This window comes from Citrobacter sp. TBCS-14 (assembly GCF_005280805.1).
Taxonomy (GTDB): domain Bacteria; phylum Pseudomonadota; class Gammaproteobacteria; order Enterobacterales; family Enterobacteriaceae; genus Citrobacter; species Citrobacter gillenii.
Window position 1 is genome coordinate 1 of the sequence record NZ_SZWM01000184.1, and the last position, 239, is coordinate 239.

The 239-nt window shown below is 36.0% G+C and carries 1 protein-coding gene; it reads right to left on the bottom strand.

Annotation, left to right across the window (positions count from 1 at the left end; translation table 11 throughout):
* A partial coding sequence (gene cspB, locus FDX22_RS08665) for a cold shock-like protein CspB (RefSeq protein ID WP_146717053.1) occupies positions 1–153 on the bottom strand: 153 nt, incomplete at its 3' end.
* Positions 154–239: the final 86 nt, after the last annotated feature.

Here is a 239-nt window from a genome sequence, read left to right on the forward strand (position 1 = left end):
TACTTTTTGTCCTTCAAACAGGGTGCGATAATTATCACTCTGGATAGCAGAGAAATGAACAAACACATCTTTGCTGCCATCAACGGGAGAAATAAATCCGAAACCCTTATCAGCATTAAACCATTTTACTAAACCAGTCATTTTATTAGACATATATTTATTCCTTAATTTGAGCCTTTCGGCATAGATGGTTTTATTACAGAAACTACTTCGTGCTTAGTGGAGAGACTCAAAGAAGG